This is a genomic window from Nocardia sp. NPDC050793 (genome assembly GCF_040654065.1).
In the GTDB taxonomy this organism is placed as follows: Bacteria; Actinomycetota; Actinomycetes; order Mycobacteriales; family Mycobacteriaceae; genus Nocardia.
In genome coordinates this window covers 459,740-485,554 of the sequence record NZ_JBFAHG010000002.1, presented here as the reverse complement: position 1 = coordinate 485,554, position 25,815 = coordinate 459,740, and the positions used below count along the sequence as shown (strand labels likewise).

Below are 25,815 nucleotides of genomic sequence, written 5' to 3'. Positions count from 1 at the left end.
CGAGCGGTGACCATCTTTCCTCTGCTGCCTTCCGTGGCGGGCGTGGAGGTCACACAATCGATCCAATACTTCCGGGCGAGCGAGCATCTCGGCGACCCGGCAGATCAGGGGCCGGACAATTCCGTCCAGTTGATGGCGTCCAAGCCCGCGTGGGTTCGGGTTTACGTCGATCCCGGCCTGTTCGGCGGACGCGTGAGCGGGCTTCTGGAAGTCGAGAACTATGGAAACGATTTCCGCTACCACCACGCCGCCACCTTGACACCGCGCTGGCCTTCCTCGATCGAGCCCTCCGCCGGTGGCTACGCCGACCGACGTCGCTCGATCAATGACACGCTCAATTTCGTGATCCCGGCGAACAACTTTCACGGGCGCATGCGCCTCACCCTCACCTTGACCGATCTCGCCGGTAATAGGCTCGACCGCAAGACCCTTCTGCTCTACGCGACGCTCCGCCAGACATTGCGGCTGCGTGGGATTCTGGTGAGTTACAACGGCCCGGCCTCCGCGTCTTCCGCGACCTCCACGGTGAGTCTCGCAGCTCCCACGCTGGCCGACCTCCGTGCCACCGCCGCTCTCGCTACTCGTGCCATGCCGGTGCGGAGCACGGCGGACCTGGGGTTCGCTGGAACAATCCAGTGGAATCTGCCGCTCGACGATCCGCCCGCCGCCACCGGTGGAACGCCGAATTGGCTGGCGCTCATGACGGCGTTGAACGCTGCTCGCCAGAACGACGGCAATCGCGTCGATACGGTGTATTACGGCCTGCTGCCAGCCGACATCCCGCTCGGCAGCGTCATCGGCCGTGGTCAGATCGGGCTCGGCGCGAGCGCGGCGGGCAACCAGTCGACGCTGTTGCACGAGGTGGGTCACGCGCTCGGTTTCTGCCACACCACCGGTTGCATGGCGACCGGTTGCATCGACTCCGGCTACCCCTCGTACGAGCCGTATCCTGTCGCGTCGATCGGGGAGTACGGCCTGGACGTGGCCGACGGAACGATTCTCCCGCCCGATTCGACGAGTGATTTCATGTCGCGGTGCCAGCCGAGGTGGATGTCGCTGTTCCGGCACAAAGCACTCATAGAGCACCGTCGCCTCGCACCGGAAGACGTCGAGGTCGATTTCCCGCCGGAGTGGGATTTACGGATGCGGCGGTACACCGATGGAGAAGGTGTCTCCGGCACATCGGGAAGACAATATTTTCAGAATGATCTTGTACCTGAGCCGGTCATCGCCGTCAGCGGGTTCGTGGACGTCACCGGCCATATCGAGGTGCAATCGGTGGTGCGCATTTCCGTGGTGGGGCCTCCGAGCGGCGAACTCACCACCCTGATCGCCCAACTCGTCGGATCCGATGGCGAGATGATCGCGCGCGCGGCGTTGCGCCGGTCGATCTACCAGAGTAGTTGGGACGCAGCGGAGTTCGATGAATCTGGATACTTCTTCGAGGCGTATCTCCCGGACACCGACCGAGGCGCCGAGCTCCGCATCGAGGACACAGAGCGTGCCGTCCTGTGGCGGCGCAGGGCCCCCGCGCAGCAGCCGAGGATTACAGAATTCGACGCGAACGCCACCGGTGACAGCATCGAAATACATTGGCGGACAGACCAGCCGAAGGACGATCTGGTGGCCTGGGCGCAGTATTCCACCGATGACGGCGCGACCTGGGAAGGTCTTGCGATCGGCATCAGGAACCCGGATTCGACTGTCGACGCCGCATCGCTGCCCGGCGGACCCACCCTCGTGCGAATCATGGTCCACAACGACTTCGATACCGCAGTATCCGACCCGGTCGCGGTCGATGTTCCGATGTCGGCGCCCGAAGTGGTGATCCTGTGGCCGGAACCCGACGGGGTCCTGGTCGCCGGCGGCCCGTTGCGCGTCGTAGGCTCGGTCGCCCACGCGAACGGCAGGCCGCTGCCCGACGCCATGTACCACTGGATCCTCGACGAACAGGATCTCGGCGACGGCGAAGACGAATGGTTCGATGCCCCGGGTCCGGGCACGCACCGCCTCACCTTGCTCGTCCATGCCGGCGGATTCGAATCCGAACGCTCGCTCGTGTTCACCTGTGTGCCTGAGCTCGGCGCCGATCGCCCGCCCGACACGCGCTGACCGAACGCGCCCCGAACATCGAGCGATTGCCCGGTCTGCGGCGCAGCATCAGCTGCCCGCAGGCCGGGCTTTTGCGCCTCTCCGAGCGGCACACCGTGGGAGCTCAGTTCAAACGACGGCCGTCCGTGGCCGAGAAGAAGTACGTGTGTTCCGGGGTAGTCGACAGCTTCAGGCGGGTGCCCTTCGCGGGCGGGTTGCGCCAATCGGCCCGCGCCACAATGGTTTCCCCCGCACCGTTGACCTGTCCCTCGGCGACGGTGCGGCCGTAGATGTAGGCGTCGGAGCCGAGTTCCTCCACCACGTCCACTTCCATCTCGATGCCGTCCTTGCCCAGTCCGTCGCCGAGCTCGAAGTGTTCGGGGCGGATGCCGACCACGACCTTGCCCTCGGCGGCATCGGAGACCGAACGAGGTATCGGCAGCGCGTGTCCGCCCAGCGCGACCGCGCCGTCGGACACCGGCAGGGTGAACATGTTCATGGCGGGCGAGCCCATGAAACCGGCGACGAACGCGTTGGCGGGGTCGCGGTACAGGTCGCGCGGGGTCGCGCACTGCTGGAGCAGGCCGTCCTTGAGCACGGCGACGCGGTCGCCCATGGTCATGGCCTCGACCTGGTCGTGGGTGACGTACACCGTCGTGGTTCCGAGCCTGCGCTGCAGCTGGGCGATCTGGGTGCGGGTCTGCACGCGCAGCTTCGCGTCCAGGTTGGACAGCGGCTCGTCCATCAGGAACACCTGCGGCTGACGCACGATCGCCCGGCCCATCGCCACGCGCTGACGCTGACCGCCGGACAGCGCCTTCGGCTTGCGGTCCAGGTAGGGCTCCAGGTCCAGCAGCTTGGCGGCCTCCCGCACGCGCTGGTCCTTCTCCGCCTTGGCGACCTTGGCCAGCTTGAGCGCGAAGCCCATGTTCTCGGCCACCGTCATGTGCGGGTAGAGCGCGTAGTTCTGGAACACCATCGCGATGTCGCGTTCCTTCGGCTCCGCGTGGGTGACGTCGTTCGCGCCGATCAGGATGCGCCCGCCGTTCACCTCCTCCAGCCCGGCCAGCATCCGCAGCGAGGTGGACTTCCCGCAGCCGGACGGGCCGACCAGGACAAGGAACTCGCCGTCGGCGATCTCCAGATCCAGCTGGTCGACGGCGGGTTTGGTCGCGCCGGGATACAGGCGGCTGGCGCGCTCGAAGGTTACCGTTGCCACGGCAGATCACATCCCTTCACCGGCAGGAACGTGCCGGACGATCCGAGTAGAGGGGTCACCGCCGCACGCGGCGTGCGGACGGTCCGGACGATCGTATCGGTCGACCAATTCCGCCGCAGCAGAGTCCGGTGCCGTCCCGTCGGCCCTCGGTGCACGGAGAGGTGGAAGGTTGGTCTTCGGGGCCGATCGCCGGTCGCGTATTGCGGCCGAGCCGACCCAGCGGCGTTCAGACGCGGCTGGCGCACAGGGGTTCCGATCGACCCGACCGATGTGCGTTCATTCGAGCCACGGCGAACGGTTTCACCCCGCCGGATCCACCCGACGCCGGTAGCCTCGATCGCGGGGATCAGCGAGCGAACGAGGAGGGCATGAGATGAGTCGGCCGATCCGGATCGGAGTTCAGCTGCAGCCGCAGCACGCCCCCAAGTACGGCTTGATTCGCGATGCTGTGCGGCGGGCCGAGGACGCCGGTGTCGACATCGTGTTCAACTGGGATCATTTCTATCCGCTCAGCGGCGATCCGGTGGGCGCGCACTTCGAGTGCTGGACCATGCTCGCCGCGTTCGCCGAGCAGACGGAGCGGGTGGAGATCGGCGCGTTGGTCACCGGCGGTGGGTACCGCAACCCGGAACTGCTCGCCGATATGGCCCGCACCGTCGACCACATCAGCGACGGCAGGTTGATCCTCGGCGTCGGCGCTGGCTGGTTCCGTAAGGACTACGACGAGTACGGCTACGAATTCGGTACGGCGGGAAGCCGATTGAACCTGCTCAAAGAGAGTCTGCCGCGGCTGACCGCGCGACTGAGGAAGCTGAATCCGCAGCCGACCCGCGAGATCCCGATCCTCATCGGCGGCGGTGGCGAGCGCAAGACGCTGCGCCTGGTCGCCGAGTACGCCGACATCTGGCACAGCTTCGCCGACCTCGGCTCGCTGCGGCGCAAGAACCAGGTGCTCGCCGAGCACGCCGCCGCCATCGGCTCCGACCCGTCCCGCATCGAGCGGTCGGTGCCGTGGCCGGGCGCGGAGCTGGCGCCCGCGTTCATCGAGCAAGGGGTCGGACTGTTCACCGTGGGCGTGAGCGGGCCCGACTACGACTTCGGCCAGCTCGAGCAGGCCATCCGCTGGCGCGACGAGGTGAACCCGGAACAGGTCACCGGCTTGGCCTGAGCCCGGTTCCGGGTTCCACCGCGGTCAGTTCATCGAGTACTGCTGCTCGCCGATCTCCGCCGCTGCCCCCTCGACGGGCAGCGACAGGCGAACGGGGAGCGCGGCGAGACCGCGGATGAGCAGGCTCTTGCGCCAGCTCAGCGCGTCGAAGTCGCCGTCGAGCGACATCGCAGGGATCCGGTCGAGCAGCCGGGTGAGTGCGATGGTGGCCTGCATCCTGGCCAACGCCGCGCCGACGCAGTAGTGGATGCCGTGGCCGAAGGCGATGTGCCGGTTGTCGGTGCGCGCGGCGTCGACCTCGTCCGGTTCGGCGAACCGCTGCGGGTCGCGGTTGGCCGCCGCCAGCGAGATCATGACGAACTCGCCCGCGTCGATCTCGCGGCCGCCCAACGTGATCGGCGCGGTGGTGAACCGAGCTGTCGCGATGTGCACCGGACCCTGGCAACGCAGGATCTCCTCGACGTAGGCGGGGACGCCGGTCGGGTCGGCGCGCAATCGCTCGGCCGTGACGGGATCGCGCAGGAGCTCGAGCACCGCGTTGCCGATCAGATTGACGGTGGTCTCGTGCCCGGCGGCCAACAGGAGGAACAGCATCGAGATGAGTTCCTGCTGATCGAGCCGGTCGTTGTCGTCCTTGGCGACGATCAGCGCCGAGAGCAGGTCCTCGCGGGGATTGTCGGTACGCACCGCGATCAGTTCGGTGAGGTAGGTGAAGAAGCTGATTCCGGCGTTGATGCGTTCCTCGACGCCGGCCGATTCGTCGACCACCACCTCGGTCCAGGCGCGGAAGTCGCCCTTGTCGTCGTCCGCCACGCCGAGCAGCTCGCAGATCACCATGATCGGCAGCGGGACCGCGTAGTCGTCGAGCAGGTCGGCGGTGTCCTTGGCGCTCAGCTCGTCGAGCAACGAGTCGGCGATCGCGGTGATGCGGGGGCCGAGGTCGCGAACCGCGCGGCTGGCGAACGCCTTTGCCACCAGGCTGCGCAGCCGGGTGTGCTGCGGCGGATCGGCGACGAGCATGTTGTCGTTGACGGCGCCCGCGAACTTCTCGGCTGCGCCGTTCTTGGCGATGGCGGCCTGGCCTTCGGGTGAGGTGATCCGCTTGCTGAGATTCGGCTCGATGAAGGCCTGTTTGGCCACGTCCTGATCGACGACCAGCCAGCTCAGCACCCCATCCAGGCGGACACGGTGGATCGGTCCGCGTTCGCGCAGACTTCGGTAGACGGCGTGCGGGTCGCGGAAGAAGTCGTCGTCGGTCAGCTCGATGATCTCGTTGGCGGTCGTCACGCGGCGCCCCCGGTCCGCGACGCGGAGCCGCCCGAGACCGAACATGAATCCAGGTAGTTCACTAGCCCTGTGTCCTTTCGAGGTCGCGGTTCTGATTTCAGTCCCGACGCAGTCTCGAGAAGCGGTAACAGCGGTGATCGCGCGCTGTCCGATCGTGGTGGTGCCGAGGCGAAGTCGGTCGCCGACTGCATCGGTGGAACGTCGAGCAGTTTCGATCGGTGTGAACCTTGAAAAAGCCCCGCGAGCGGGTAGCCGCCGACGCCGCGCCGACCGGTCGTGCAGGGCAGGCGACAGAATGTCCGCGTACCCGGGGCAAATTTCCGAGCGATTCTCGCACAGGCGCGGCGCCGGACGGAGAGTGACCCTCGTCGCGTCGGCCGCATGTAACTGTGGATTTGCGGTGTGTCCGCACTATGGTTCTCGACCATGGCTGGTCTGCCCGCAGCGTGGCGTCGTGCCCTGATCACCTCGATACTGGTCGTCGTCGGACTGACGGCGGCAGGCTGTGGTACCGGCGACGAACCTTCCGAGCTCGAGGATCTCTGCGCGCCTCCTGGGTTGAGCGCGGCGTCCGCGGCGCCGACGAATCTGGCCTCCTCCGCCACCGCGGGACCGGACCGCTACACCACCGCCAACACCGCCCCGCTCGAATCGATCGACGTGAACAAGCTCGGGTTGATCACGCCCGGCACGCTCAGTGTCGGCACCCTCTCCGACGCGCCACCGAGCATCTGCGTGAACTCCGCGGGGACCTTCACCGGCTTCGACAACGAACTCTTGCGCGCGGTGGCCGCGAAACTCGGTCTGCGAGTGCAGTTCTCGGGCACCGAATTCTCGGGCCTGCTCGCGCAGGTGGCTGGCGCGCGCTTCGACGTCGGCTCCTCCAACATCACCACCACCGATGCCCGCCGCGAGCTGGTCGGCTTCACCAACGGCTACGACTTCGGCTACTTCGCCCTCGTGGTGGCCGACGGGAGTCCGATCCGAAGCTTCGCCGATCTCGGTGCCGGTACCCGGATCGCCGTCGTGCAGGGCACGGTGCAGGACGACTACGTGGTGAACACCCTGCACCTGGACCCGGTGAAGTTCCCGGACTACAACACCGCCTACGCCAATCTGAAGACCGGTCAGGTCGACGCCTGGGTGGCTCCCTCGGCGCAGGCCGAAGGCGCGATCAAGCCGGGTGACGGCACCTCGGTGGTCCAGAACGCTTTCAGTCTGGACAATTTCGCCGCCTGGGCGGTGAACAAGAACAACAAGCCGCTCACCGACGCGCTCAACAGCGGCCTGGACGCGGTGATCGCGGACGGCACCTACGCCCGCCTCTACAGCGACTGGGTGCCGCGGCAGCTGCCGCCGGGCTGGAAGCCGGGTTCCAAGGCCGCGCCGACGCCGCAGCTGCCCGACTTCGCCGCGATCGCCGCCGAGAATCAGACGGACGAAGAGCAGGAGCAGCACCCGCCGAAGTCGACCCTGGAACAACTGGGCGACACATTCTTCGATTGGTCCCTGTACCGCAAGGCTTTTCCTGATCTGATCAAGACCGGTCTGCCGAACACCCTGATCCTGGCGCTGGTTTCGGGCGTGCTCGGCACCGCGATCGGTATGCTGCTCGCGGTCGCCGGAATCTCGCGCACCCGCTGGTTGCGCTGGCCCGCACGGGTTTACACCGACATCTTCCGTGGTCTGCCCGCCGTCGTGATCATCCTGCTCATCGGTCTCGGTGTCGGCCCGGTGGCGCGCAACATCACCGGCAACAATCCGTATTGGCTCGGCGCGATCGCGTTGGCGCTGCTCGCCTCGGCCTACATCGGCGAAATCTTCCGTTCCGGAATCCAATCCGTCGAGGCCGGGCAGTTGGAGGCGGCGCGCGCCATCGGCTTCGGCTACCGGCAGGCGATGACACTGGTGGTGATCCCGCAGGGTGTGCGCCGGGTGCTGCCCGCGCTGATGAACCAATTCATCGCGCTCATCAAGGATTCCTCGCTGATCTACTTCCTCGGCCTGCTGGCCAGCCAGCGCGAACTGTTCGCGGTGGGCCGAGATCTCAACGCGCAGACCGGAAATCTCTCGCCGCTGGTCGCCGCCGGCCTGATGTACCTGGTGCTGACCATCCCGCTCACCCACCTGGTCAACTACATCGACCATCGGATGCGCACCGGCAGGCCGGATCAGCCGATCGACGAACTCGAGCAGGCCACCATCACCGAAGGGCGCTGAACCATGAGTGCATCTCTCACCGGAACCGGCCTGCACCTGACCCTCGGCCGTAACCACGTGCTGCGCGGTATCGACATTCACGTCGACGCCGGCACGACCACCACCGTCATCGGACCCTCCGGCTCCGGCAAGTCGACCCTGTTGCGGGTGCTCAACCGGCTGCACGAGCCCGACAGCGGTGACGTGCTGCTGGATGGTGAGTCGGTGCTGCGTGAGGATCCGGACCGGCTGCGCCAGCGCATCGGCATGGTGTTCCAGCATTTCAATCTGTTCCCGCACAAGACCGTGGCGGACAACATCGCGCTCGGCCCGCGCAGGCTGCGTGGCCTGTCGAAGGACGCGGCGCGGGCGCTGGCGATCGAGCAACTGGAGGTCGTGGGGCTGGCGAACAAGGCCGACGCGCGCCCGGCGAACCTCTCCGGCGGGCAGCAGCAGCGGGTCGCGATCGCCCGGGCGCTGGCCATGCGGCCGGAGATCATGTTCTTCGACGAGGCCACCTCGGCGCTCGACCCCGAGTTGGTGAAGGGCGTGCTGGCGCTGATGAGCGATCTGGCGTCCGGGGGCATGTCGATGATCGTGGTGACGCACGAGATGGGATTCGCGCGCAGCGTCTCCGACAACGTGGTGTTCATGGATCAGGGTCGGGTGGTGGAGACCGGGACGCCGGACGCGCTGTTCGACGCCGCCGAGACGCCGCGGCTGCGCAAGTTCCTCGCGCAGGTGCTCTGAGGGCGGCAGCGCACAGCTGGCAATCTCCATTCATGCGCACGTGCTAATGTTTGCTTGTTCACAGATTCACCCTGTCCATTGCGATGGAAGAAGGTTTTCTGATGACTGCAGCACACTCCGAGCACACCGGCCACACGCACACCCACGGTGAAGGCTGTGGCCACGTCGCCGTGCCGCACGGTGACCATGTCGACTACGTCCACGATGGCCATCTGCACCGCGCCCATGACGGCCACTTCGATGAATGCGAGCCCTCCGGCCACACCGAAGCCACGGCCCACGACCACGTGCACGGCGAGGGCTGCGGCCACGTCGCCGTCCCGCACGGTGACCACGTCGACTACATCCACGACGGCCACCGTCACGCGCCCCACGACGGCCACTACGACGAACACTGATCCCAGGCGCGCGCCTGACCTCTGATGAGCGCTGCCCCTCGAAGTCCGTCCAAAATTCGCGCATGACCGGAGCGAAGGCGGAGATACACCCTTACCCCGCCTCTCGCAACCGCACCTCCAGCCGCAGCCCCAGCGCTTCCGCGTACCGCTCGAGCATGGGGATCGTCGGCATGGTGCCGCCTGCCTCGAACCGCGCCACCGCGGGCTGCTTCAACCCAGCCCGCTCCGCCAACTCGGCCTGCGTCATCCCCAGCGCCTCCCGTCGCGCGCGAACCGCGGCGCCCAGTTCGAACCGGATCCGCGCCGCCTCGTAGGCGGCCCCGGCACCCGGGCGATCCATGGCCTCGGAACGTATTTCGGCCCAGCTCTTCCGTTCACCCATGGGAATCAGTCCTCCTCCGCCGTGTGAGCTTCCGCGATACATCGCGACATCGCCCGCACGGCCCGCTCGATCTCAGCGGTCTCGCGCATCTGCTGCTTGCGGAATACCGTCAGCAGGATGATGCGCCTGCCGGACGCTATCCAGTAGGTAATCCGCACCGCGTCCCTGGAGATGAAACCGGAGCTCACGTAGCTTCCCGTTCAGCTGCCGCGTATACGGCTCGCCGAGCAGTGCGCCGCGCTGCGCCAGCGGATCGACGTAGAACGTCGCGGTCTCCTGGTCGTCGTGGCTCAGCGATCTGAACCATCGGACGACTTCTGGTTCCAGCTCCACCTCTCCCCAATTCATAACACAGACGTTATATCGAATCAAGGACTCGGTCCGCGGAATCGCTGATAGGTCAAGGGGCCTATCAGGTGTGGAAGGTGGCGAGGGCGGACCAGAGGAGGGGGGAGTGTTCGATGGTGCCGGTTTCGCGCCAAGTGGTGAGGTGGGTGCGGTGCCAGGTGGTGAGGGAGTGCAGGGGGTCGGGGTGGTCGTGGGCTGCGTCGATGGCGCAGATGAGGTCTTGCAAGGGGGTGGCGGTGGCGCGCGCGAGGCGTTGGAACGCCAGGTCGGTGGGTAGCGGCCAGCGGGTGGCGGTGACGAGTTCGGCGCCGCCGTTGATCATGGCGGCGACCAGGCCGAGCGCCTCGGTGAAGCGGAGGTCGCCGCCGCTCTCGCAGGCGATCAGGGCGACGCGGCTCGGAATCGGCCAAAGGTCCGGGCCCGCAACGGGTTCGGGGTCCAACGTGTGGGTGCCGAGCAGGAGGTCCTTGGCCGAGAGCGGGCGGTGCGCGCGGAGCGGCTCGGCGAAACCGGTGGCATCGGCCGTGCAGGCCAGGTGGAGTTCGGCGCTTTCGCTCTGACCGGACTCCGGTGCGGCGGCCGTGACGTGGCCGACGTAGATCAGCCGCGAAGCCCCAGCGCGAAGGGTCTCGGAGAGCCACGTCCGGTCCAGGTCGGTGCGGCGGAATACCTCGACAGCGTCCGGCGCATCGGGCCGGAGGCGTTGCCGCGCAATATGTTCCGCGACGCGCTCCGAGAGTGCGCCCGCACCGTTCATCCGTCCGAGCACCGAGCCGAGGGCGGAGTCGGCGCGAAATCCCGGCACCCGCGGATCGAGGACGGCGACCACCGGTAGCTCGCGATCGGCCGACCAGCTGCGCGCGCGCCGACCCGGCGCGTGCACGACGCCCGCTGGAGCGAGCAGGCTGACGTCGGCGATGTCGACGAGCCGCAGGGCCGGGTCGGGCGCGATGATCTCCCACGGCACCTGCGCCACACGCGGCGAGGGTTGCAGCCGGAGGTGCGGCCGGATTCCGCGCGTGTACAGCTCGTGCAACTGCACAGCCAGCCCGTATGGCAGCAGGGCGCGGGACAATTGCTGTGCCAGGGCATATTCCGCATCAACCGAGGCGAACGCACCGGTAGTGAGCGCGCGGCCGATCCCCTCGGGCGCGGTGGGATCGGGTAGCGCATCGGCCAGCGCTCGCACCGCCTCAGCGATCGGATCGCCCGGCAACATCGCGGCCCCGCGCGGCGCGATATCGCCGTCCCATCGCCACGACATGTAGACGTCACCCGCGTCGGCCATCCGCACTGTCACTGTCGGCTGCGGCAACGACGCACTCATACCGTCAAGACCCATTCCCCTCGCACTGACCGCCCATAGCGCTGTTCGGCGGCGGTGATGTACCCGGCGAGCGCGATGTGCCCGTCCGGCGCCACGGACAGTCGCGGTGGCGGGGCCACCCGCAGACCCGCGGCTGCGGCGACCTTGGCCAACGCCGAACCGAGGTGCAGCGTGGAGCCCTCGGCCTGCGCGGGTGCTTCGATCGGTGAGAGCGGCTCCAGCGGTAGCTGCGGGCTCGGCTGGATGTCCGTCGCGGCAACATCCAAGGTGGTACCGGCACATTGTGTTTCGATCAGGTCCGCGATGAGGGGCCCGTCCCCGCAGAGGTACGCGAACCGGAACGCCAGGCGCATCGCGGGGTCGGCGATCTCGCGATTCCACTGGGCGCGCTGATTGCCGTTCGGCAATGTGTATCGCACGGCATCGATGGCGATGGCCGCGGGCACCGCCACGTCGCGAGCCAGCGCGAGCAGTTCGGGGGTCGGCGCGTCCGCCCTGTCGGTGAGTGCTTCCAACAGCACGGCATGCCAGAAATCGACCTGCGCGCAATGCAATCCGAGGCCGCGCGACGCATACGCCTCGAACGCGGCCGCGAGCAACTCCTGTCCTTCGTCGACCCGAAACCTTTTGAAAGCCACTGTCGCCAGACGTGTCTGGACGGCCGCCACATCCAGCGCTGCGCCGGACGCCTCGAAACAGGCCAAGCTACGCCGGTACAGCGCCTCGGCCTGCTCGTCGTCGCGCTGTTCTGCGACGAATCCCATGATCCTGAGCCCGACCCCGGCGCGGTACTCGAGTCCGGCCTGTTCGAAGTATTGCTGGCTCACCCGCAGCGGCTCTTCCGCGTCGTCGAACCGGTCCACCCTGGTGTAGAGCGTGGCGAGATTCTGCTGGGTTTCGGCCACCGCGTTGCGGTCGCCCGCCGCTTCGAAGGCGGCCAGCGCTTGTTCGGCGAAGTCGATGCCGAGTTCCCTGCGCCCGGTCTCGAAGTACGCGCCCGCCAGGTTCATCAGCGGATGGCCGGTCAGGTGCGGCGCGAAACGCTGTGCGACGTCGAGGGTTTCGGTGGCCAATTCGACCACCCGCACCCACTGGGCGCGGTGGAACGCCACCGCCGTCAGCGAGAGCAGGCAGGGCACCCGCAGCGAGGCGAATTCGGGATGGTCGGCCAGCAGCGCCCTTGCCTGCTCGAGCGCGTCCTGCGCCGCGTCGAGGTCGCCGAGATGCTGCAGTGCCTGCGAGTAGTTGACCAGCGTGGACGCGCGCTTCTCGACGGCGTCGCCGGGGATTTCCGCCAGCGCCGACCGGAACCGGACGGCCGCGCCCGCGTGGTCGCCGAGCTCGTCGCACATGCTCGCGGCGTTCACCAGCGCGCTGACGCGTACACCGCCGGAGGTGGTGAGCACGGCGTGCTCGAAGATGCGCAGTGCCTCCGCGACCTCGCCGCGTTGATACGCCGCGGCACCCTCGTAGAGCAGTTCCAGGCCGGGCGGCGCTGCTTCGTCCTGTGTCATCAGAAGTCCGAATCCGATGCGGCGGCGGCGATCTCGGCCAGGAGTAAGGAGTCGTCGTCCGTTGTGGCGCGGCGCAGCCGGGCAGCCACCAGATCCCGAATCCGCGCGCGCTCGTCGTGGTCGGCGGAGGTGAGCGCATCCGGACCCACGCCGGGCACGTAAACATGCACTCCGGCAACGGCTTCCGCAGAGGTCGACGTCATCCCCTGCCAGGTGTCGCCGACCAGGTGGAGTTCGGTGTCGATCGCGCCGACGCTGGTGTCGAGCAGCGCGCGCGGATGCAGATGCGCGGGTGGGGCATCGAGTTGCGGCGCGGCCACCGCCCGCACCCGGACGAGCGTCGCCCCTTCCGCCCTGGTCAACTCCCAGGACACCGCGTGTTCGGAAGCATCGACCAGGCCGGGCGGGCAGCGCCGCCAGTCCCAGCCGCCGCTGCCCCGCCCGAAGACCAGCTCGCCGTGTCGCGCACCGGAACCGGCGGCCAGCGCGTAGTCCTCCGCGCGGCCAAGCGTGACGGGAGCGGCTGGCGTCGGCTCGAGGTCAGCGTCGGCGCCAGCCACGATCAACTCGCACGCCTCGGTGAGCGTGGCGATCTCGGTGTCGAGCAGCCGTTGGTCCAGCGCCGGGATGCCGTCGATGGTGGAGGCGGGCCACCAGCGGGCGGCCCAGTGCGCGTACGCCAACTTCCTGGCCTGAGCGACCAGGGCGGGCAGTGCGGGTTCGACCGGAAGCTCAACTGCCTGCGGGTCGGCGGCGGTCAGTGCGACGCGCTCGCCGTAGACGGCCCACAACCATTCCTGCGCTTGGTCGACGTCGTGCAGTACGGCGGCCGGGACCGGTTCTCCGGCAAGCAGACTCCAGCCGAGGTGACCGCCGACCACCTCCAGCACCATGGTGTCCAGCGGTGGAGCGTCGGCCGAGAAGGTCGGCGCGCCCGCCGGCGCGATGGTCCAGAGTCCGTCGCTGTCTTCGCGCAGCAGCACCGTGCTCATCAGCTCGCCCTCGATTCCGTCGAACCGATCTCTCCGGCAACGGCATCAGCGCTCAGCGCGTTCTTCACCTTGGTGCGGTGATCGAGGATGACCGAGCGGGCCACGCCGTCCAGCAGATCCCACAGCTCGTCGGGTTCGACCACCGGGGCCGCGCGAACATCTCGGCCGTGCAACCGAACCCATAGCCGCCGGAGATACGGCCGCCACGGCGTCCGGAGTTCCGCGGCGATCTGCGCGAGGGGCCCGCTCGCTCGATCGGTGTCATGCACCGCGAGCCGCCGTGCTTGCAGCACATAGGCTTCGCGCCGCCAGCGGTTGTTGATCGCCTGGTGTGCCGCAGTCCCGCGCGCCACACCGTCCGGCGCTGCGACCCGCCCGACCGCCCGTGCGGCGTCCGCCCCGCTGCCCGGCGCCGCTACCCGTGCGGCATCCGCGCCGCTGTGATCTGCTCGCGCGTTCGCCACGCCGCCGCGATCCGCCTGTGTGGCTTCCACCGCGCTGCCGCGGTCCGTCCGCACCGCGTTCGCGAGGCCGCTGCGGTCCGCCTGTGCGGCATCCGGCGCGCTGCTGCGGTCCGCCTGTGTGGCATCCGCCGTCCCGCCGAGGCCCGCCCGTGCCGCGTTCGCCACGCCGCCGCGATCCACGTCCACCACGCCGCTACGCTCGGACCTCGCTGTATCGGCCAAGTGACGCACCCGTCCTGCCGCACCGATGCGCTCGTTCGACGCCGTTCCGAACGGCGAAAGACCCACGGCCAGTGCAGCTCCGGTAGCGGCCGCAACTCGCAGCGTCTCGTCCAGCAGTGCCCACGGCGAACAGCTACGGGCGATTTCGTCGGTGACGAGTTCCGGGATCGGCGGCAGCTCGGCGCGCTCGCTCGAGGCCTGGAGGACCGTGAAGACCCGTTCGTAGATGGTGCGGTCGAACGGAAGCCCGAGGTCCGCCTTGGACGCCGACTTGCCCAGCGCGGGCGAGTGCGGGAGTGGATGCGCAGTGAGCCCGAGTTCGTTCGCACTGCTGCCGGATGCCCTGTGCCAGAGATCGATACCGGAGTGGGTGCCGACGCGCGCCGCAACGAGGCTGTCCAGTTCGGGCTGCCCGTCGCCGGTCACCCTGCTGGTCGCGCACGCGTCGAGCAGATCGCCCAATGCCGCGGTGTGCTCATTGCTGCCCGTGCCCGCCGAAGGCCGTCGCCGCCAGGCGATCTCGATCAACCCGCCCAGCTGCCGCGCCACCTCCGGGTCCGTGAGGTGCTCCTTGAGCGCCTGCGTGGTCCGCCCCGCGGCGAACTCGTGGATATCGCGCAGTGCGGCCTCCGCGGTTTGCCTGTCGCGCACCGGATCCGGATGACCCGCCGTCGTCGCCAGCTCGAAACAGCGCTGGAAGTAGAGGTCCTGGGGATTGCCCTCGGTGATACGCAGTGCGCGGCGGACCTGTTTGAGCAGCGTGAACCAGGCCGCGGTGGCCCGCAGCACGTCGGCGGCGGCGAAGATGCGCGAGGCAAGCAGCGTCGCGCCGTCCGCGGTCAGGATCGCCCCGGCGCAGCTCGGATGCTGGACGGGACGAATCACCAAAGGGTCGAGCAGGAGTTTGACGGTCCGGCGCAGCGGTCCGCCGTGCGGGCCGCTGAGTGCCTCGACGCCGTCGAGCCTGCGCCACACCTCGTCGAGCACCATGGCGCGCGGTCGTCGCATTCGACCAGGTTAACGGACCTTTGGCCGGTTCGGGCCGCCGAAACCTGGGATCGGTAGGCGGCGCGCGATTCCTACCTTTTCTCTCAACGGCCCGACCACCGGGCCGGACCAACCGAGAGAGAGAACGGATCACCATGAACGCCAAGTACTTCCGCACCGGCACCGCCGCCATCGCCGCCCTCGCGCTGACCGGCTTCCTCACCGCCTGCGGTGACGACTCCGCGAGCAGCTCGCCCGCGACCTCGCAGCAGACCACCGCCGCCGCGCCCGCCGGGCCGGCCGCGGGCAAGTCCGCGGCGCTGGTCGACGGCAAGGCGCTGGCAGGCACGTTCGACACCACCTGCGTGAAGCAGGGCAACACGCTGGCCCTCGCCCTGACCGACAACAACAACGCCACCTATGGGCAGCTGACGGCCAGTGCCACCATCACCGACGCCGACACCGTGCAGGCCGTCGGTATCGCGGGCAGCAAGGGCGGCTCCTCGGGTCTGCCTTACGCGGTGGGCTACGGCAACGGCCAGCCGGGCGGTTCGGCGAAGGTCGTCAAGGACGGCAACACCTACAAGGTCACCGGCGAGGGCGTCGGCACCCCTGACCTGAGCAACCCGCTCGCGGGCCCGTCGACCTCCACCTTCGACATCACCTTCGCCTGCTCGACCATCGTCGGCGCCTGACGGACGGTCCGCGTGCTCGGCTCCCCGTCGTCCCGCGAGCCCGGCGCTACCGAGGGGTGCGCCAGGCCGGAACGACGGGGCTGCCCGGAATACGGAAAGTCCGTCCGACAACCGAGAATTCAGGAGTACACCATGGCAACCAAACTGCGCGCCGCCGCGATCGTCTTCGCCATCGCCGCGATCGGCCCCTACCTCTGGCACGGCCTCACCTACGAGCCGACCAGCCCCTACGAACCGGGCTTCATCGCCTGGGTGAACGGATTCATGGCCCTGCCGATCATCGCGTTCACCGCGGTGGTGATGGTCTTCGCCTTCACCGGCGAGGGCATCATGTCCGCGTTCACCGGGCGCAACTCCACGGAATTCCGCGGCGGGCTGCTCGGCATCGGCACCGTGAAGTCGTTCCGGCAGACCGGGCTCACCGTGAACGACCAGCCGCAGATTCGCATCGAGTTCAGCGTCGAGGGCGTGGACGGCAAGGTCTTCGAGTCCGCGGCCAAGATGATCGTGCCGCTCACCGAGCTGGCGCTGCTGCGTCCCGGCGTGGTGCTTCCGGTGCGGTACCTGCCGGACCGGACCGACAAGGTGGAGGTGGATCTGTCCGGTGACAGCGTCGAGGCGCAGCAGGCGATGAACGAATCCATGATCCGCAAGGGCTTCACCACCGAGGCCAAGCTCGACATCGCGGCGCGCGGCATCGCGGCACAGGCGGTGGTGCAGTCGCTTTCGGTGCCGGGCGAGATCCGCAACGGCTACTCCAAGGTCGAGATCGGGCTTGCCGTCACCAGGCCTGACGGCAGCACCTTCCGTACTCGCGCCGAGAAGTTTCTGCCTCCGGCCAGTGTCGGCAATGTGCAGGTGGGCAGGATCGTTCAGGTGCACTACTTGCCGGAGAACGAGCAGGAGGTCGTCATCGCGGTTCCGGTGAACGCCTGAGACTTGGTCGGCTGTTCACCCACGCGTTTCCTGGGAATAGCTTGGGGCGTTTAGCGTGCGGCCGACAGACCGAGCCAGGAGTGATCGTGACCTTGAAACCACTCGCCCTCTTCGTGCAGCACGACGGCCGCTCCGCGCGCGCCGCCGTGACCTGCGAGTACAAATGTGCCAACGCGTGCTTCCACGAGACGCCCAACACCTCGGGCGGCGAGTACTTCGGCGACATCGTCAGCTCACTGAACCGGCGCGGTCTGATCAGGGGCGGCGCGGCGGCGGTACTCGCCGTCGGCGCCGCCTCCGCGCTTGCGGCGTGCGGTGACGACGCCGAGGCCGGCTCCACCGGCGCCGGCCCGGCGGGCCCGCCCGGAACCGGAACCGACTTCGTCGCGGTCGCCCCGAACAAGGAAGACGCCATCGTCGTCCCGTCGGGCTACGATCAGTCGGTCGTGATCCGCTGGGGCGACCCGCTTTTCGCCGACGCGCCCGCCTTCGATTTCGACCGGCAGACCGCCGCGGCCCAAGCCGAGCAGTTCGGCTACAACAACGACTTCGCGGCCCTGCTTCCCATCGAGGGCCAGGCCAACAGCTACCTGCTGGTGGTCAACCACGAGTACACCACCGCGCCGCACATGTTCCGCGGCTACGACAAAGCCAACCCGACGCCCGAGCAGCTCGCCATCACCATGGCGGCGCACGGCCTGACCGTTGTCGAGGTCAAGGGTGAATCCGGTACCGGCAAGCTGACGCCCGTCTTCGGCAAGTACAACCGACGCATCACCGCGACCACCGAGTTCACCCTCACCGGGCCGGCCGCGGGCAGCGAGTTCACCAAGACCTCCGCCGACCCGACCGGCACCAAGGTGCTCGGCACCTTCGCCAACTGCGCGGGCGGTGTGACTCCTTGGGGCACCGTGCTTTCCGGCGAGGAGAACTTCCACGGCTACTTCGCCAACGGCGACAAGCCCGCGGGTGGCGACGCCGCGGTGGCGCGCGCCAAGCGCTACGGCTTCACCGCGGGCGCGACGGCCAACCTCTGGGAGCGCGCCGACAAGCGCTTCGACCTCGCGCAGGAACCCAACGAGGCCAATCGTTTCGGCTACGTCGTCGAGATCGACCCGTGGGACCCGAACTCGACGCCGGTCAAGCATTCGGCCATGGGCAGGCTCAAGCACGAGGGCGCGAACATCTACGTCACCAAGGGCGGCGACGTCGTCTCCTACACCGGTGACGACGAAAAGTTCGACTACATGTACAAATTCGTGTCCTCCCGCAAGGTGCAGTCCGGCTCCGGCGCGGCGAGCAGGCGGAACAACATGACCATCCTCGACGCGGGCACCCTCTACGTCGCCAAGCTCACCGGCGATCACGCCGACAAGATCGACGGCACCGGCGCCAAGCCGTCGGACAACGGCTTCACCGGTAAAGGCCAGTGGATTCCGCTGCTGGAGACCGACGCGCAGGGCAAGGGCAAGTCGCTGGTCGACGGCATGACCGCCGAAGAGGTCGCGGTGTTCACCCGGCTGGCGGCCGACAAGGTCGGCGCCACGAAGATGGACCGCCCGGAGGACTTCGAGGCCAACCCCTTCACCGGCAAGGTGTACGTCGCGCTGACCAACAACGACAACCGCGGCAAGGAGGGCAAGGCCGGTGCGGACGAGGCGAACCCGCGCAACCTCAACAAGAACGGCCAGGTCCTCGAGATCGACGACGACCACACCGGCACCCAGTTCACCTGGTCGCTGCTGCTGGTCTGCGGCGATCCGGCCGCGGCCGACACCTACTACGCCGGTTTCGACAAGACCAAGGTGAGCCCGATCTCCTGCCCGGACAACCTGGCTTTCGACCCGTACGGCAACCTGTGGATCTCCACCGACGGCAATGCGCTGAAGTCCAACGACGGCCTCTTCTCGGTGGTGCTCGACGGCGCGAATCGCGGTGAGACCAAACAGTTCCTGACGGTGCCGCGTGGCGGAGAGACCTGCGGTCCGATCGTCACCGAATCGCGGGTCATCGTGTGCGTGCAGCACCCTGGCGAGGCCGACGACGCCACGCCGGAGAACCCGTTGTCGCACTGGCCCGACGGCGGTTCCGCGCAGCCGAGGCCGTCGGTGGCGGTGGTGTGGAAGAAGGACGGCGGCCGGATCGGCGTGTAAAAGGTTGTCCCCCAGGTGGTTTCGCCACCCGGGGGTGATCGTCTGCTTCCGGTGGTTCAGCCCATGTTGGCGAAGCGGGCGAAATCGCCTTGGGCGCCGCTGTACACGTTGAGATCGGTGCGGCCCGCGATACCGGGAATGCTGCCGCGGTCGGTGGTCTGCCAGAACGTCCAGGCCGGCCAGCCGCCGGGCACCTCGGGCTGGTCGTTGCCGCGGTAATCGGCGATCCACAGCGGAAAGCGGGTGAACTCGCTGGTATTGGCCATCGCCGTCTTCCAGAAGTACGGGTAGGTGTAGATGATCGGCACCCGGCCGGTGAGCGCCTGCACCGTGTTCAGGTAGCGGTGCGTCCAATTGATCAGCGCCCCGGGATCGAGGCCGCCGGAATGCTCGAGATCCAGCACCGGCGGCAGGTCGAGCGGACCGTTCTGACCCAGCACGATCGTGGCGTAGAGCGCCGCTTGCGGTTCCGGTGGCAGCTGCGGCCGGGCGTAGTGGTACGTGCCGCGGGCGATGCCCGCCGCCCGCATCAGCAAGCTGTCCGCTACGAAGTAGGGATTGATGTAACTGATGCCCTCGGTGGCCTTGACCATGGCGAAATCGTGTCCGGATCGCTTGACCGCGAACCAGTCGATCAGCCGCCCGTCGATGTGCTGCCAGGACGAGACATCCGGCCCGACCGGCGCGGGCGCCGACTGTCCGGTTGCCAAAAGGATGCTGCCCACGGTGATCGCGGACAACGCAAAAATGCGGGTCGCTCTCCAGCGCGTGCTATCCATGCCATTCGACCTTAGGTGGCCGCGCTCGATGGGATCAGCGCTACGTGTGAAACGTTTGCTGACTATTTACCAATGGGCGGTAGCGACGGCGATCAGCCGAGCCAGTCCAGCACCGACGCCGCGGTCCACGACTGCTGCATGCTGCCGAGCGGTTCACCGGTGAAAGGCTCGTAGTACTCCGCGAAGGCGCCGTCGCTCGCCTGCCGCAGCCCTTCGGCGCGCAGCATGAACGCCCGCTCCGCCCAGCCGCGGCGGGCGAAGACCCAGGAGAACAGCCAGCTCATCACCGGCCACACCGGTCCGCGCCAATACTCGCGGGACCGGAAGTCCTTGGAGACGGGGGAGGCCGAAGGGGGCAGCGCGTAGCGCAGGTCGGGGTGGCCGCAGTAGCGCGGACCTTCGAACAGGCGAAGCAGACTGCGTTCGGTGTCGCGCGGCAGGCCGCCGCACAGCAGTGGGGCGAAAACCGAGAGGGTCTCTGTGTTGATCCAGCGCTGCGCGCGCACGTCGAAGTCGCGGGCCGCGCCGGTGCGGGCGTCCGCGGTGGCGACGACGCCCGCGCGGAAGCGGTCGGCCCACGAGTACAGCTCGCGCACGTCGGCGTTCGGCTGCTTGTACTCCTCGCCGATATTGGCGAGCACCTCGCAGGCCAGCGCGAAGATCGCGGTGACGAACACGTCCTCCACGGCGAAGCTCATGGTGGAGGCCAGCAGGTAGTCGTCATATCCGGCTCGGCGCATCTGCTCGACCAGCCACAGGTACCTGTCGTACTCGCGGTCGGTGGGTCGCTGTGTCGGATCGGCGACGACCAGCACGTCCTCGCGTCGGTACGGGGGCAGGTCGCCGGGGACCACGTTCTCGTAGGCCCGGTCCCAGCGCGGCGAGTTGTCCATGCCGGATTCCCAGCCGTGGTAGAGCGTGATCCGGCCGTTCTCCTTCGGATCGCGGGCGTGCGCGAGCCAGCGATGCCAGCGCACCAGGTCGGGCCAGCGGCGGTTGAGGAACTCCTCGGCGGTCGCGCGGGTGCTGCGGCCGTGGCGGCGGGAGTGATCGAGAATGCGCTGCACGGCGATGGCGTGTACCGGCGGTTGGGTGATGCCGGAGGTGTCCGGTCCGTCCGGCGCGTTGGCGGCCAGCTTGCGGCACTCCCAGCGGGCCGGGCCGGGAAAGTAGCCGTCGACGCCGTTGGCGAACACGATGTGCGGGATCATGCCGTTCTTCCACTGCGCCGAGAGCAACGTGTCCAGCTCGACGACAGCGCGTTCCACACTGAGCGGAGCCAGGCCGACCGCGACGAACGCCGCGTCCCAGCTCCACATGTGCGGGTAGAGCCGGGGCGCCGCGCTGGTCATCGTGCCCAGGTCGTTGCCCCGCAGCAGGTAGGCGGCGCGGGCCGCGAGCTGGGTGGGGGTGAAACCCGGATGTGCCATCCCCCTATTCTGCGATCCCACGCGGAGATATGCCCGCTCAGCTGCGTCGGGTCGGGTGGCGGTGCTCGATACTGCCGTGGCGCCGTATCCCGCTGTGGCGCTGAGTTCTGCTCGTTGGCTCATCAGGTGTTCGGCGGATCTCACTCTCGCATGCCCCGTCCGTGGAGATTGGTCTACCGACGTATGCGTGCATCGCTACGAGTCCGCGCAGTGCTACGGATTTCGCGCACCCACTACGGTGAGGCGCATGAACGCCGCCGTCACCAGCACCCCGAAGCCGACCGCGTTGATCACCGGAGCCAGCCGAGGGTTGGGCGCGGCCATCGCCCGCGAACTCGCGCCAGGGCACGAGCTGCTGCTCGGCGCGCGCTCGCGAGACGCGCTGCGCGACATCCTCACCGAGCTGCCCGAGGCGACGCCGTGGCCGGTGGAGCTCACCGATTACGACGCGGTCGCCACGGCGGTCGCCGGGGTGCAGCGGCTGGACGTGCTCGTGCACAACGCGGGCATCGCCGATCTCGGCACCATCGCGGAATCCTCGGTGGCGCAGTGGCGAAACACCCTGGAGGCCAATCTCATCGCCGTTGCGGAGCTGACCAGGTTGCTGCTGCCCGCGTTGCGTGCGGCGAACGGCCATGTGGTGCTGATCAATTCGGGCGCGGGTCTGCGGGCCAACGCGGGCTGGGCCTCGTACGCGGCCAGCAAGTTCGGGTTGCGCGCCTTCGCCGACGCGCTGCGGCTCGAGGAGCCCGCGCTGCGAGTGACCTCCATCCATCCCGGCCGGATCGATACCGACATGCAGCGTGAGATCACCGCGGGCGAGGGACGCGAGTACCGGCCGGAGGAGTTCCTCACGGCCGAGACGGTCGCGACCGCGGTGCGGCACGCGGTGGAGACCCCGCGCGACGCGCACCCGACCGAAATAGTGTTGCGGCCCATCGCCCGCTGAGCCGGGAGCGGCGATGTGCCCAGGGCTCCTTAAGTTTTCGGCAAGCGCGGTCCAGCACTGTTGCGATCATGAAGAACTCGTCATCGCGGTCCGCCGCCCGTTTCGCTCGCTGGGGCATCGTCGCTGCGACGATCGGTGTCGCTCTGACCGCCTCGCAGGCCACCGCCTCGGCGGACACCGTTCGCTACGCCGCGATCGCGCTCTCGGAATCGACAGGCGGAACCGGAAGCGCCTGGAACTATCCGTCCTCCAGGGAAGCCGTCGACGCCGCTGTCGCCGCCTGCAACAGAGTGGTCCCCGTGGTGCACCATCCGGCCACCGGCTCCGGGGGCCCCTACACCACCGGCGGCGACTGCGCCTGGCAGATCTGGATACCCAGCGGATATTGCGGCGCGCTCGTGCAATCGACCAGTTATGACGCCAAGAACGACCGTTGGGGCTCGGTCGAATACACCACCGGTAGCGGGCGCACCCGCGAGGAAGCCGACTACAACGCCATCCAGATCGGCACCGGGTACCGAACCCAGATCCTGGAGTCGGTCTGCCAGGACTGACCGGGGCTGACCGGGGCGAGGGTAAGGCGCCCACCGTTGTGCGGTGGGCGCCTCTCCTACGTCAGGCGACGATGTTGACCAGGCGGCCCGGCACTACGATCAGCTTGCGCGGCGCGGCGCCGTTCAGCAGCGCCGCGATCTTCTCGTCGGCCAGCGCGGCCGCCTCGATGGCCGCGTTGTCGGCGTCGGCGGGAACCTGAATCCGGCTGCGCACCTTGCCGTTCACCTGGATCGGGTACTCCACCGACTCCTCGACGAGCAGCGCCGGATCGGCGACCGGGAACGGGCCGTGCGCGAGGGAAACGCTGTGGCCCAGCCGTTCCCACAGCTCCTCGGCGACGTGCGGGGAGAGCGGGGCCAACATCAGCACCAGCGGCTCCACCACCGAGCGCGGGGCGCCGTCGGGGTAGTTCTTGGTCAGATGGTTGGTCAGCTCGATGAGCTTCGCGCCCGCCGTGTTGTCGCGCAGTGCGGCGAGATCCTCGTCGACGCCCGCGATGGTCTTGTGCGTCAGGCGCAGCGTCTCGTCCGACGGCGCGGCGTCGGTGACGCGCAGCGCGCCCGTCTCCTCGTCCACCACCAGACGCCAGACCCGCTGCAGGAACCGGTGCGCGCCGACGACGTCCTTGGTCGCCCACGGCCGTGAGGTGTCCAGCGGACCCATCGACATCTCGTAGAAGCGGAAGGTGTCGGCGCCGTACAGGTCGCACATCTCGTCCGGAGAGATGGCGTTCTTCAACGACTTTCCGATCTTGCCGTACTCCTGGAACACCTCGATCTCGCCGCCGGTCGCGTCGATCCAGTAGAACTTGCCGTCCCGCTCGATGATCTCGGCGGCGGGCACGTACGCGCGGCGCTCGTCGGTGTACGCGTGCGCCTGGATGTAGCCCTGGTTGAACAGTCGCCGGTACGGCTCGCTGCTGCTCACATCACCCAGATCGAACAGCACCTTCTGCCAGAAGCGCGCGTACAGCAGGTGCAGCACCGCGTGCTCGACGCCGCCGATGTACAGATCGACGCCGCCCGGATCGTTCGCACCGTGCTCCGCTGTGCGCGGGCCGAGCCAGTACTCCTCGTTCTCCTTGGCGCAGAACGCCTCGGTATTGGTCGGATCGGCGTAGCGCAGCTGGTACCAGGAGCTGCCTGCCCAGTTCGGCATGACATTGGTGTCGCGCCGGTACTTCTTCGGCCCGTCGCCCAGGTCCAGCTCGACGTGCACCCAGTCGGTGGCCTTGGCCAGCGGCGGGGACGGCTCGGAGTTCGCGTCGTCCGGATCGAAGGTCACCGGGGCGAAGTCGTCCAGTTCGGGAAGCCGCACGGGCAGCATGGATTCCGGCAGCGCGTGCGGTGCGCCTTGCTCGTCGTAGACGATCGGGAACGGCTCGCCCCAGTACCGCTGGCGGGCGAACAGCCAGTCGCGCAGCTTGTACTGGATGGTGCCCGTGCCGTGCCCGTCGGCCTCCAGCCTGCCGATGACGGTGGCCTTGGCCTCCTCGACCGAAAGACCGTTCAGGTACTCGGAATTCACCAGCTCGCCCTCGCCCGCGTGGGCGCCGTTGGCGACGTCGCCGCCGGAGATGACCTCGATGATCGGCAGGCCGAAGGCGGTCGCGAACTCGTGGTCGCGGTGATCGTGGCCGGGCACCGCCATGATCGCGCCGGTGCCGTAGCCGATCAGCACATAGTCGGCGATGAAGATCGGAATCCGCTGTCCGTTCACCGGATTGGTGGCGTAGGAGCCGAGGAAGACGCCGGTCTTCTCCTTGTACTCCTGGCGCTCCAGATCCGACTTGGCCGCGATGGCCTTGCGGTAGGCGGCGACGGCGTCGGCGGGCGTTGCCGCGCCCTCGTTGGTCCAGCGCGGATCGGTGTTCTCCGGCCACCGCGCCGCGGCCAGCCGGTCGACCAGCTCGTGCTCGGGAGCCAGCACCATGTACGTCGCGCCGAACAGGGTGTCGGGCCGGGTGGTGAATACCTCGATCGGCCCGGCGTCCGAGTCGAACTTCACCTGGGCGCCGCGCGAACGGCCGATCCAGTTGCGCTGCATGGCCTTCACGTTCTCCGGCCAGTCCAGCGCGTCCAGGTCGTCGACCAAGCGGTCCGAGTAGGCGGTGATGCGCATCATCCACTGCCACAGGCGCTTACGGAAGACCGGGAAGTTGCCGCGCTCGCTGCGGCCCTCGGCGGTGACCTCCTCGTTGGACAGCACGGTGCCGAGGCCCGGGCACCAGTTGACCATCGAATCGGTCTGGTACACCAGGCGATACGAGTCGATCACCGCGGCGCGCTCGGCGGCGGACATGGTGGACCAGTCCTTGCCCTCGGGCGCGGGCCGCGCGCCGGAGGCGAACTGCTCCTCCAGGTCGGCGATGGGGCGGGCGCGACCGGTCTCCAGGTCGTACCAGGCGTTGTAGATGCGCAGGAAGATCCACTGCGTCCAGCGGTAGTACTCCGGGTCGGTGGTCGCGAACGAGCGCCGCCGGTCGTGGCCGAGACCCAGCCTATCCAGCTGGCGCTGCATGGTGGCGATATTGGACTCGGTGGTGTCGCGCGGGTGCGCGCCGGTCTGTACCGCGTACTGCTCGGCGGGCAGTCCGAAGGCGTCGTAGCCGAGCGCGTGCAGCACGTTGCGGCCGTGCATGCGGTGGTAGCGCGCGAACACGTCGGTCGCGATGTAGCCGAGCGGGTGGCCTACGTGCAGGCCCGCGCCCGACGGGTACGGGAACATGTCCTGGACGAACAGCTTGTCCGCGGGGGTGTCCCCGGCGAGCGGGCCGGTCGGGTTCGGCGCGTGGAAGGTCCCGCGCTCCGCCCAGTTCTGCTGCCACCGGCGCTCGATGCGGCCCGCGAGGTCAGCGTTGTACCGGTGCTGGGGTACATCGCTTTCGGTTGCACGACTGTCCTGCACGGTCCTGCCTTCTTGTTTCTCGCCGATCCTGGACAAACTTCGTATTACAGGGTAGAACGTCCG

General features: G+C 68.2%; 21 protein-coding genes. 10 read left to right on the top strand and 11 right to left on the bottom strand.

From position 1 onward, the window contains the following. The first annotated feature begins 6 nt into the window (after positions 1-6). On the top strand, positions 7-2,112 hold the full coding sequence (locus tag AB0H50_RS07730) for a hypothetical protein (protein WP_357448349.1): 2,106 nt from the start codon (positions 7-9) through the stop codon (positions 2,110-2,112). A gap of 103 nt (positions 2,113-2,215) precedes the next feature. On the opposite strand, the gene ugpC is transcribed toward AB0H50_RS07730, so the two are convergent. After that, positions 2,216-3,310: a sn-glycerol-3-phosphate ABC transporter ATP-binding protein UgpC gene (gene ugpC, locus AB0H50_RS07725; RefSeq protein WP_357448347.1), complete on the bottom strand. Its 1,095-nt coding sequence runs from the start codon at positions 3,308-3,310 to the stop codon at positions 2,216-2,218. Positions 3,311-3,683: 373 nt separating this feature from the next. Here ugpC and AB0H50_RS07720 point away from each other — a divergent pair, with 373 nt between their 5' ends. Continuing rightward, positions 3,684-4,478 (top strand): LLM class F420-dependent oxidoreductase, encoded by a 795-nt coding sequence (locus AB0H50_RS07720; protein WP_357448345.1) that lies wholly within the window; start codon positions 3,684-3,686, stop codon positions 4,476-4,478. A 24-nt stretch (positions 4,479-4,502) separates the two neighbouring features. On the opposite strand, the gene AB0H50_RS07715 is transcribed toward AB0H50_RS07720, so the two are convergent. Continuing rightward, the gene (locus tag AB0H50_RS07715; protein ID WP_357448343.1) at positions 4,503-5,765 is read right to left on the bottom strand and encodes a cytochrome P450; all 1,263 of its coding nucleotides are present in this window, start codon (positions 5,763-5,765) and stop codon (positions 4,503-4,505) included. A 426-nt stretch (positions 5,766-6,191) separates the two neighbouring features. Here AB0H50_RS07715 and AB0H50_RS07710 point away from each other — a divergent pair, with 426 nt between their 5' ends. The 3 genes from AB0H50_RS07710 to AB0H50_RS07700 all read left to right on the top strand — a co-directional run bounded on the left by AB0H50_RS07710 (position 6,192) and on the right by AB0H50_RS07700 (position 9,112). Beyond that, positions 6,192-7,985, top strand: a complete 1,794-nt coding sequence (locus tag AB0H50_RS07710) for an ABC transporter substrate-binding protein/permease (RefSeq protein WP_357448341.1) — start codon at positions 6,192-6,194, stop codon at positions 7,983-7,985. A 3-nt stretch (positions 7,986-7,988) separates the two neighbouring features. Continuing rightward, on the top strand, positions 7,989-8,714 hold the full coding sequence (locus AB0H50_RS07705; protein ID WP_357448339.1) for an amino acid ABC transporter ATP-binding protein: 726 nt from the start codon (positions 7,989-7,991) through the stop codon (positions 8,712-8,714). 101 nt (positions 8,715-8,815) lie between these two features. Continuing rightward, complete coding sequence (locus AB0H50_RS07700) at positions 8,816-9,112, top strand: hypothetical protein (protein WP_357448337.1); 297 nt, start codon at positions 8,816-8,818, stop codon at positions 9,110-9,112. Between the two features lie 91 nt (positions 9,113-9,203). Here the strand turns inward: AB0H50_RS07700 and AB0H50_RS07695 are convergent, their stop codons facing one another. The 6 genes from AB0H50_RS07695 to AB0H50_RS07670 form a co-directional block, all read right to left on the bottom strand. Then, complete coding sequence (locus AB0H50_RS07695; RefSeq protein WP_357448335.1) at positions 9,204-9,494, bottom strand: helix-turn-helix transcriptional regulator; 291 nt, start codon at positions 9,492-9,494, stop codon at positions 9,204-9,206. A 72-nt stretch (positions 9,495-9,566) separates the two neighbouring features. Beyond that, the gene (locus AB0H50_RS07690; protein WP_357448333.1) at positions 9,567-9,842 is read right to left on the bottom strand and encodes a type II toxin-antitoxin system RelE/ParE family toxin; all 276 of its coding nucleotides are present in this window, start codon (positions 9,840-9,842) and stop codon (positions 9,567-9,569) included. A gap of 64 nt (positions 9,843-9,906) precedes the next feature. Then, positions 9,907-11,169, bottom strand: a complete 1,263-nt coding sequence (locus AB0H50_RS07685) for a CHAT domain-containing protein (protein WP_357448331.1) — start codon at positions 11,167-11,169, stop codon at positions 9,907-9,909. Continuing rightward, a complete protein-coding gene (locus AB0H50_RS07680; RefSeq protein WP_357448329.1) occupies positions 11,166-12,683 on the bottom strand; it encodes a tetratricopeptide repeat protein in 1,518 nt (505 codons plus the stop codon). The genes AB0H50_RS07685 and AB0H50_RS07680 overlap by 4 nt, the downstream gene beginning before the upstream one ends. Further along, on the bottom strand, positions 12,683-13,675 hold the full coding sequence (locus AB0H50_RS07675; RefSeq protein ID WP_357448327.1) for a hypothetical protein: 993 nt from the start codon (positions 13,673-13,675) through the stop codon (positions 12,683-12,685). Before AB0H50_RS07675 ends, AB0H50_RS07680 begins: the two co-directional genes overlap by 1 nt. After that, positions 13,675-15,369 carry a hypothetical protein gene (locus AB0H50_RS07670; protein WP_357448325.1) on the bottom strand — a complete coding sequence of 565 codons (1,695 nt, stop codon included), beginning with the start codon at positions 15,367-15,369 and terminating at the stop codon, positions 13,675-13,677. The genes AB0H50_RS07675 and AB0H50_RS07670 overlap by 1 nt, the downstream gene beginning before the upstream one ends. Before the next feature lie 134 nt (positions 15,370-15,503). Between AB0H50_RS07670 and AB0H50_RS07665 the strand changes: the two genes are divergently transcribed. The 3 genes from AB0H50_RS07665 (at position 15,504) to AB0H50_RS07655 (ending at position 19,132) form a co-directional block, all read left to right on the top strand. Then, the gene (locus AB0H50_RS07665; RefSeq protein ID WP_357448323.1) at positions 15,504-16,043 is read left to right on the top strand and encodes a lipoprotein LpqH; all 540 of its coding nucleotides are present in this window, start codon (positions 15,504-15,506) and stop codon (positions 16,041-16,043) included. A 132-nt stretch (positions 16,044-16,175) separates the two neighbouring features. Continuing rightward, positions 16,176-16,979 carry a hypothetical protein gene (locus AB0H50_RS07660; protein ID WP_357448322.1) on the top strand — a complete coding sequence of 268 codons (804 nt, stop codon included), beginning with the start codon at positions 16,176-16,178 and terminating at the stop codon, positions 16,977-16,979. Positions 16,980-17,065: 86 nt separating this feature from the next. Further along, positions 17,066-19,132, top strand: coding sequence for a PhoX family phosphatase (locus tag AB0H50_RS07655; protein ID WP_357448320.1), 2,067 nt, complete (start codon positions 17,066-17,068; stop codon positions 19,130-19,132). Positions 19,133-19,188: 56 nt separating this feature from the next. On the opposite strand, the gene AB0H50_RS07650 is transcribed toward AB0H50_RS07655, so the two are convergent. Next, a complete protein-coding gene (locus AB0H50_RS07650; RefSeq protein WP_357448318.1) occupies positions 19,189-19,911 on the bottom strand; it encodes a glycoside hydrolase family 25 protein in 723 nt (240 codons plus the stop codon). A gap of 92 nt (positions 19,912-20,003) precedes the next feature. Next, the gene (locus AB0H50_RS07645; protein ID WP_357448316.1) at positions 20,004-21,341 is read right to left on the bottom strand and encodes a glycogen debranching protein; all 1,338 of its coding nucleotides are present in this window, start codon (positions 21,339-21,341) and stop codon (positions 20,004-20,006) included. Positions 21,342-21,588: 247 nt separating this feature from the next. Here AB0H50_RS07645 and AB0H50_RS07640 point away from each other — a divergent pair, with 247 nt between their 5' ends. Beyond that, positions 21,589-22,290: an SDR family oxidoreductase gene (locus tag AB0H50_RS07640; protein ID WP_357448314.1), complete on the top strand. Its 702-nt coding sequence runs from the start codon at positions 21,589-21,591 to the stop codon at positions 22,288-22,290. Positions 22,291-22,358: 68 nt separating this feature from the next. Continuing rightward, positions 22,359-22,844 (top strand): DUF4189 domain-containing protein, encoded by a 486-nt coding sequence (locus tag AB0H50_RS07635; RefSeq protein WP_357448312.1) that lies wholly within the window; start codon positions 22,359-22,361, stop codon positions 22,842-22,844. A gap of 61 nt (positions 22,845-22,905) precedes the next feature. Here the strand turns inward: AB0H50_RS07635 and leuS are convergent, their stop codons facing one another. Continuing rightward, positions 22,906-25,752, bottom strand: coding sequence for a leucine--tRNA ligase (leuS, locus tag AB0H50_RS07630; RefSeq protein ID WP_357448310.1), 2,847 nt, complete (start codon positions 25,750-25,752; stop codon positions 22,906-22,908). Positions 25,753-25,815 lie beyond the last annotated feature (63 nt).